General features: G+C 50.0%; 3 protein-coding genes. All 3 read right to left on the bottom strand.

Going from position 1 to position 8,988, the window contains the following annotated elements; translation table 11 throughout:
• On the bottom strand, positions 1-6,026 hold a 6,026-nt coding region (locus H6G89_RS34040), incomplete at its 3' end, for a putative Ig domain-containing protein (RefSeq protein ID WP_190514453.1).
• Positions 6,027-6,159: 133 nt separating this feature from the next.
• On the bottom strand, positions 6,160-6,879 hold the full coding sequence (locus H6G89_RS34035; protein WP_190514452.1) for a hypothetical protein: 720 nt from the start codon (positions 6,877-6,879) through the stop codon (positions 6,160-6,162).
• A 1,477-nt stretch (positions 6,880-8,356) separates the two neighbouring features.
• Positions 8,357-8,638 (bottom strand): hypothetical protein, encoded by a 282-nt coding sequence (locus tag H6G89_RS34030; protein ID WP_190514451.1) that lies wholly within the window; start codon positions 8,636-8,638, stop codon positions 8,357-8,359.
• Between the last annotated feature and the right edge of the window lie 350 nt (positions 8,639-8,988).

Here is an 8,988-nt window from a genome sequence, read left to right as displayed (position 1 = left end):
TTGCCAGTGAAGATGGTTCTCCATTCCCCACCTGCAATGGGAGCCGCTTCCACCGTATACGTCACACTGTTGCTATCGGGGTCATCCACAGTGCCAATCAGGTTGGTTGCAGAGGTGATCACGCCACCCGTAATCCCAGTGAGATCAAAGCGGGCGATCGGAGCCTGGGCATTGGCAGCGGAGACGACAACGGCTGTGGTGACTTCCGTTTGATTGCCAGCCGTGTCAGAGGCGATCGCCCTTGCCGTAATCGTTCCGGTTTGATTCAGCGTGACGGTAGCAAAGCCATTGGCATCAAGGACGACTGCCTGATTTCCGACAATAAGTTGCAATCCAGCCACATCGACGTTGTCAGTAGCTCGTGCCTGGAACGTCACTTGAGAGCCAACTGTGACCTGACTGGTGCTAGCGACCAGAGAGACGCGAGGAGCTTGAGTATCAGCCGCCACCGTGATGTTAAAGGGCTGCTGCACACTGGCTCCGTAGGCATCGGTGACCGTGACAACTACCGGGTGAACTCCCAGGTCAGTGGTAGAAGGTGTCCAGCGCAGTCGTCCTAAGGCATCAAGGGACATGCCCCGATTCAGGGACGTGGAATCAAGGGTATAGGTAAAGGTGTTGCCATCGGTGTCAGTTGCTCGAACATCATAGGCATAGACCACTCCTGGTGTCGCTTGAGTGGGAGCGGTTGATTGCAGGGTGGGAGCAGCATTGGCTTGAGCCGCTAGAACGAAACTTTGATAAGCGTTTAATCCCCCAACATCACTAACACCCACCACCACCCGGTGATTACCGGTGACAGGAGTGGTCCAGGTGATCTCACCGCTCGTGGCATTAATCTGCATGCCATCCGGACGCTCCAACAACTGGTAAGTTAGAGTGCTGCCTGCATCTGGATCTGTTGCTGTAACCGTGTAGTGATAGCTTTGACCCGTTGGGGCTTTCAGGATGGGGCTGGAGGTAATGACCGGAGCATGATTAATGGCTGTCGCTCCCACCTCAAGGGTGTAGGTTTGAGTGCTCTCCCCACCCCGGCTATCCGTTACTCTGACATCAATGACATGGGAGCCTTGCTGATTAGCAGCAGGTGTCCAGCGGATGATGCCACTGGAAGAGATGGTCATCCCCACAGGCTTACGGAAGGGCAAGCTAAAGGTGAGAGTATCGTTCTCTGCGTCCGTTGCCAGTGCCCGGTACACGTACTCCTGCTCAACCCCGGCTTGAGTAATGGGAATCGAGCGAATGACAGGGGGAATGTTGGGACCAGTAGCAATCAGATCAAAGCGTTGTTCGACGTAGCTGCCTAAAGCATCGGTCAGGCGCACAACAATGGTGTGAGTTTTCGCCACCTGCTCCAACGTTGGTGTCCAGCGCAACGTACCTCGGTGTGCGTCAATCACCATCCCACCAGGACCCTGAGATAAGCTCCAGAGACGGTAATCACCATCGGGGTCAGTACCTGTGAGGTTGTACTGATACTCCCGTCCCAGATTAGCCACCAGATTGGGGGTGGACGTGATCACCGGAGCAGAGTTATCGACCTGGTGAGTTACATTCAGGGTGAACGATTGATTGACACTATGAGTACCATCACTCACCTGCACCACCACCGCGTGGGGACCAAACTGCTCTGCTCCTGGTGTCCACACCAACAATCCGTTCTGGATCTGCATTCCCTTACTGATGGAATTAGCATCGAGACTATAGGTCAGCGTATCTCCATCCACATCCGTTGCAGTGATTTGATAGAAATAAGAGCTACCAGGACGAGTTGTCGTGCGAGGAGTAGACGTGATCGTAGGAGGCTGATTGGGAGCCGCTGCCTCAACCACTAAGTCCAGGGTTTGCAGGGCTATCCCACCCTTACCATCACTCGCTTGAATTGTGATTTGCCAGGGCTGAACCTCACCATTGAGTGTGCCTGCTCCACCCAGGGCAGATGGAGTCCAGCGCAGTACACCCGTGGTGGCATCAATCGTCACCCCACTGGGAGCGGTGGATGCACTGCTCGACACCAGGCTGTAGGTGATACTATCTCCATCGAGATCCAGGGCTGACGCTTGATAGGTGAAGGGTTTACCGATTTGCGGGCGAACATCAGTGGAAATGACCGAGGTAAAGACGGGTGCGGCATTGGACGAGGTCACCTCCAGTTGGAAGGTTTGCAGATCCACTCCCCCCTGTCCATCTCGTACGCGCAGCACAACGTCGTAAAGACCAACTTGATCTGCTGTTGGCACCCATAAGACCTGACCTGTCTGAGAGTCTACGGTCATCCCTTCAGGTCGTACTGGTAGGTCATAGGTCAGCACTTGATGATCCCGGTCAGTTGCCTCAGCGTCGTACTGGAAGAATTGCCCTGCAACAGTTTGAGTCGGAGCAACCGTTGTAATTTCAGGTTGCTGATTTGGCGTTGATGTTCCTTGAGCATTGCCAAAGTTAATTCCATCGACCAATTGTCCCGCTGCCAGAGTAACCAGATGAGAACCCTGGGCAATGACAGGTGCAACCACGACATCATCAACCAGTGGCCCCCCGGTAGTAGAGGCTTTGGGGTCTCGGTATTTGCTAAACAGAAGGGTAGTCTGAGTATCGGTAGCAGTAAATCTCAGGCTCCCCTCTTGCCACCCTGTACTGACCACATAAAAATAACTTGCCTGGACACTCGGATCGTTTCTGTCATAGATGAACCGCTCTACCTGATCCACGACCCGGACTTCAAGCGTCTTGTATCGGTCCCCAAAGAAGGGATGCCCGGCATAATCAAAGCTGAGGTTATAGGTTACTCCTGGAATGGTGGCAAAAGTCTGAGCAATATTTCCGCCATAATACCCTTCTAATTCGACGCTAAACTCCCCATTTGATGCAGGCCATAGCGGTCTAGGAGTAATATCAATGTCTTCGATAACAGTTGGATCTAAATTCAGCACCTGCCAACCAGGAATTTGTTTTTGGGCTGGATCGTTCTCTGTAACTGGAATCCAGTAAATCGACGCATTGAAATAGGTTGGAGTATATTCTGAGGGCAGCATCTCAAAACTGCCATTGGTAATGATGTTTGGACCCAATCGTTCTGTTAGGGGAGACGTTAATGTGAACGATTCAGGCACCACTTCCCGCACCAGATAAGACCCGGCAGCTAAGCCTGTGAAGCGGTAATGCCCAGTTTCATCAACAGTCGTGGTGACTTCACCTGCATCCAAAAGCTGGTTATCGTTCGCATCGAGGTACACCTGAACCCCAGTCATTCCTCGTTCACTGGCATCAATCTGTTTATCCCGGTCCAGATCGTTCCAAATCTGCCCTCGAATCTCTCCTGTAGCCGCCTCAACGGTCAGGGTAAGGACTTGCTCCTGGACTCCACCGCGCCCATCTTGAACTTGAATCGTGACAGGGGAGATCGCTCCACTGGGATTGGTGGGAGACCAGGTAATCAGTCCAGTGGTGGGATGAATGGTCATTCCCTCTGGAGGATTGAGCAGTGCGTAGCTCAAGGCATCCCCGTCCGGGTCTACCGCCTGCACCTGGTAACGATAGGGGCTTTGAGAGTAGATCTTGGTTTCTGGAGTACTGGTAATGAAGGGATTGTGATTGCCGCTCTCGACTCCAGTCAGAATGCTGAAGGATTGCAGTGTGCTGTCTCCCTGCCCATCGGAAACCTGCACAACAATGTTCTGAGTACCACGCTGGTTCGCTGTCGGTTTCCAGGTCACAAACCCGGTTGTCGGATTCACCTGCATTCCCTCTAACTCACTCAAGAGGGTGTAGGTTAGTGGGTCTCCGTCCGGGTCTTGAGCTACGACTTGATAGGTGTAGTCCTCATTCACCTGTGCATCAACGACGGGAATACTTGTGACTAGAGGTGGGCGATTCGGTGGGGCTGCCCTCATTGATAGGGTGTAGTATTGCTCACTCACTCCACCACGTCCATCACTGGCTTGCAGTCGGATAGCATGATTGCCAATTGCAGCACTTCCAGGTGCCCAGGTCACCATGCCAGTCTGCTCGTCAATGCTCATTCCCTGCGGTGCATCTAATAGTTGATAGCGCAGTACATCTCCATCGGCATCCCTGGCATTGACATCGTAGCGATAGGTCTGCCCAGTAATCACTTCAGTGATGGGTTGAGTGTCAATTTGAGGAGACTGGTTCAGTTGGGAGAGAACCGCCAGGTCGTAGGTAAACTGCACTTCATTGGGGTTGTAGAAGATGAGATCTCGGCGGGTCGTGACTTCGCTCGGGTCCAGGTTATTCTGGCTGACTAGCCTGCTGAAGTTGTAATAAGGGGTGCCATCAGACAGGTATCCATCAATCTGCTGCAACTGCACCGTGGGGTCACTGATGTTTTTCACCGCCACTAGCAACGGCGCATTGGTGCTGTAGGTGCCGGTATTACGGATGGCGACTTCACTGTACAACTGGCGGGTTGTTTCGTTAAAGCTGGTGCGCCCATACTCGGCTCGCAAACTTGCAGAAACATCGACCAGATTGGTGAGATTGACGGGAGCAGGCGTAATGGGAAGAGTGCCTGTTCCACTGGATAAGGGGGCCTGTGTCCCGGTGGGGGCTGCACTGAGTGTTGGTGCTGTAATCTCAACTCGCGTCGTCGTATCCTGGTCGTTATTGACCAGTCGTGCCACTAGTTTTGCTTGTGTTCCAGGGGCTATTCCTGCCAGGTTTAATCTGACGGTTTGAGTCGTCGGGTCGTAGCTGGTTCCACTCCCCAGGGATGCTGATTCTCCCTCACTCACATTGAAGAAGGCATCTCGTCCCGGTGCAATGGTGTGAACGAGGGAGCGTCCGGACGCATCAACCAGGGATACTTCAAAGGCGTCGCTGCTTGAGTCTGAGTCAGTGGTATCAAAGACTAAATTTTTGTAGCTAAATTCCAAAAATGACGGGGTTTGCGGAATGACGACGGGGAGTTCTTGCCCACTTGTAAAATTACTGCCTTCATTTAAGCGAGTTCCAAATACCGGGGCAGTGTTTCCTTCAATCACAAAGGTGATACGGGATTGGGCACTGGTTGTGTGGGGGTTAACACCATTGGTTGGCCAACTGATACGGGCAACTCCTGTTAAGGATGTAATTGCCTGATCACTGGTGAAGATCAGTTGGTCCAGATCCTGCCCACCTGTCGGACCTGTACTATTAAGGGCAATGGGATTAATGGACTGCCCGTTGGCGGATTGCACTTCTAGATGCATCTGTGTCCCCACAGATACTTTTCTAGTGTCTCGTGAGTCCACCTTGGTCATCAAGTACAACCCATTGAATAGACCAGGGGTTGCCGTGGTGTAGCGGATCGTTCTTGTCCCAACGGTGAAGCTGGCTTGATTACCGTTCCAGGTTAGGCTCCAGGGCACGTTCTGCCCGTTCTGCCAGACAATGTCTGCTGTTCCTGTATTGGTTGTTTGTGCCCCACTAGGGCCAATAGCAAATTCATAAGTAGAGGTTCCACCAGCGCGTCCTTCAACCTTCCAAAGCTCCTGAGCTTCCGTCATAAATTGGTTAAAGTCACCTCCTGTCACGGGGGTAAAGGCGACTGGGGAAGGTGTACTCGACTGGAGCGAGGTACTTGCCACATTAAAGTCAGATGCCGCTGTTGGCGAAGTTAAAGCATCGCGGCTGGTAAGTTGAGCAGAGGGTTGTTGATTGCGGCTTGTTGTTGCGCCAACCAGAGCTTCTCGATCTGAGGTTCCAGTGAGTGTATCTCTTTGAACCAAAGTCGGTTGCTGTGGCTCAGCAACGCTCGCTCCAGCCGGACTGACAGAACCGCTAGAAGTTGGGAATGAAAGCTTGTTTAAGGGGTCGAGGGGGAGGGGCGATGTTGTCACAGCAGACTCCATCAATGAGGTATCACCTCCCAGATCTTCCTTCCATGAGGATTGCAGGGCGATTGTCACTCCACCTGACCCGCCTAGACCGGTCAGCGAAGGAGCTAACTCTTTCCCTAATAGGGTGTTCCCTGTCAGGTCAACCGATTGTCCTGTCAATTCGTTGTTTGCGGCCTGAAAATCGCTCATGGTGGTCGGAGTAAATGCGTCAATGGGAAATCTTTTGATGGATCAAACCAGCAGGATATTTCAGCACCCCTGCAATTGTTAGAGAAGTGCTCTTCCTACTCCGGGTGATGCCTCTAATGAAACGGACAACTGCTTATAAGCCCACAGCTGCAAAGACAGGAATGGTGGAATCTTCTGGAAGACGAGTATTCAAGAAGCGAGTATTCACTAAATCCTGATAAGTTTCTAGGTCGCTCTGCCATTGAGTGAGTGCCTGCATGACCTGTGGCATCAGTGGTTGCTCAGCGGTGAGACGGTGATCAAAGTGACCCGAGAAAACCAGAATCGGTGTGGTTTCTCCTTCTGCCAATTGCAATGCAGCCTGAGCAACGCTCAGAGTCAAATGGGCGTGCTCCAGTGTGTACCTCAGTTGCAGGTTGGCTTGTACTGGCGTGTGACCAAACTCCTGCCAGGAGCCAGACACCAGAAACGTTTGAGTCAAGTAGTTCTCAACACTAGGAGTTTGGTGTCCCAGAGGAACCAGTCCTTGCACATTAATCCCTATCCCTTGATATTGAGCTTGTGGCAAAGCTGCAATATATCGACGGGCAATCTGAGCAATACTAACGTCTTGAAGGGATTTTGCCGCAATCTGCTCTACGAAGATCAGCCGATCTACTTGAGCCATCATGCTGATGCCATTGCGAAAAACAAGTTGCGATACTTGAGGAGTAGACACTGGAGCTTGAGCCAGTTCTAAGTCTGCTCCAATAATGCCACTACAGGTTAAAAAGTCTGGGCTAAGAATACTGGGCGTATGATTTTTAGTCGCCACAACAATGGCGAGTTCTTGTGCCTCGACTGCCAAAGCCATAAATAAGATGTCCTGAATAAAGGAGAAAAGTTTAACTCAAACAAAAGCTTAGGCATGAAGGCTGAACAGAAGCTGTTCGTCAAAATTCAGCGATTGAACAATTCATCCTAAGGAGACACGCATCAAGGAAACCTGTGCAGACAAACAACTGCTGTCCTGCTGTTGATATTTATAGCAGTAATAGATAAGCCCCAGGTGAAGCCTTAATAAAGGTCTTTATACCTGGATTCTTCCAGGATGTAGTAAGCAACACAAAACACCTGATAAGTTCATGAGCCTGAGGTGATTTTTCTACGTTGAGAATGAAGAACAGATGAAACGGTTACCAAAAGCTTTGATTTGAGCAAGATTATCAATGCATTATTAACTCAGTATTTTTTAGGAGAAGTGTGTTTTCTATACATTGTCTAAACTTCATAGAATAGAAAATGATACTAAAATAATTTTGTGAAATTAGTTGTTTGGTTAAACAAATAAAGTAACTGAGATCACTGCTACTAATAAAGTTTGTAAGTAAACAGCCATAGACAAATGTTTTTATAAACGCGACTGTAGTTGATTTAAAAATACTCAAAACATTGTTTAACTTGGATATGTCAAAAAGTGCTCAGAAAATCGGTCGCTAATTGATTGGACACTGGCTTTCGAGCACGGGTCGGTATGATTTATCTTCTGAAGTGTTTGCAAGCACTAGATCGGCACCATTAAGAACTACCTCACCGGTGGGAAACACTCGATGAGGTTTGAGCACTTTTCTGAGAATCATGTTCATCAATTGGTTGTGTCACAAAAACCAGCGATTGGTAAGGTAGGCAGGACTACACTCTTCTTGCTACCTCTTAATGTCTACTTCTGCTCTATTCAAGTCGCGGCATTTCTTGCCCCAGTTCATCCTGTTGAATGTTTAGGGCTATCGACCGGCTTGAACGGGCTGTCTAACCTTCAGCCATAACTGGGACAGTCTGATTTACAAAGAATGATTTTGCACCGTTTCAGGCTTCTAGTATTTGATCAGCCAAACACAGAAAATAAGATAGGTGCCTTTGGCACTTTACAAATGACCAGAATTTTTCTGCTGCTAATATCAAACTCAAAGGCGTGACCAAAATGAACGAACAGATAGACGTTAGTTGACAACACCTTTAGAAAAGCCTGGCAATTACGCTTGTCTCCCACTAATTACCTGCTCTGTCACTCGCTAGAAGTCATTTCATGATGAGCGAGCGCTCTTTTACCACTCACCTCAACTGATCGGTTCTTACTTCAATTGTTCCAACATCGTTATTGAACAATCGCTCTTTGTTATCCATAAAAGAACTGAAGTGATGCATCAGCGTGGAGAAACAGGTCTCTGGCTGTTGGCGTGCCCGTTGGGCTATCCGTTCGACTCCCGGTATCGCCGTTATTCCACCTCTGAGTGTGGGCAGCGTTTCCATCGAACAGGCGTTTGAATGTGTCCCCCTTCGCTCAATAGGCATTACTCTACTTCTTCACTACTATGAGGACATCCGACTTCCCATCGACCATTGGGCTTCCTTCCAGTTGTCTGGTTGTGCTGCCCTACCCCTGTTTTGGAGGAGTCGATGGGATCTCCCGAGTTCCCGGCTTTGCCTTGGTAACGTGCCACGGTCTTTGACCCCGGTGGACCCTCCAAAGCCGTGGCAATTGGCTCTCTTGGTGTTGCCTTCCGCTTTGCTAACAGCGTCGGCATCCACAGTTTCATTTCATAGCGGGGCTCAATCCCTTCACGCTGCCGCATTGCAGCCCATTACCTCCTTGTGTACGCTTCGCCAACGTTGTTGCCTCCGCTGACGCAACACTCAATACCTGGTGCCTTGCCAAGGCTTCCAGAACCGGGACTTTCACCCAGTAGACAAAGCCGAGTTTCGCTCGGCGCACTAGCAACGGACAAAAAATGGTCGTTAAGGCTGAAAAGCTTGCCAGTTAAAGCTTATAGTAGGTGGGTAACTTAGATATTTGTTGCCTCAAACTGTCCCATTTTGATTAGTTATATATAGTCGAATCATTGAAACCATTGCACAGCAAAACTTTCACCTTGAAGACGTGTGTTCAACGTAGATACTTTTAGCTTTTCTCAAACCATAATGC

Origin of the sequence: Oscillatoria sp. FACHB-1407, from assembly GCF_014697545.1 — a bacterium.
Taxonomy (GTDB): Bacteria; Cyanobacteriota; Cyanobacteriia; order Elainellales; family Elainellaceae; genus FACHB-1407.
Note: the sequence above shows the minus strand (reverse complement) of the source record. Positions and strands in the feature narration are given on the sequence as shown.

What these genes read in the sequence shown, in the direction of transcription:
- H6G89_RS34030 (WP_190514451.1), bottom strand. Translation starts at nt 8,638, where the DNA reads ATGCGGCAGCGTGAAGGGATTGAGCCCCGCTATGAAATGAAACTGTGG.
- H6G89_RS34035 (WP_190514452.1), bottom strand. Translation starts at nt 6,879, where the DNA reads ATGGCTTTGGCAGTCGAGGCACAAGAACTCGCCATTGTTGTGGCGACT.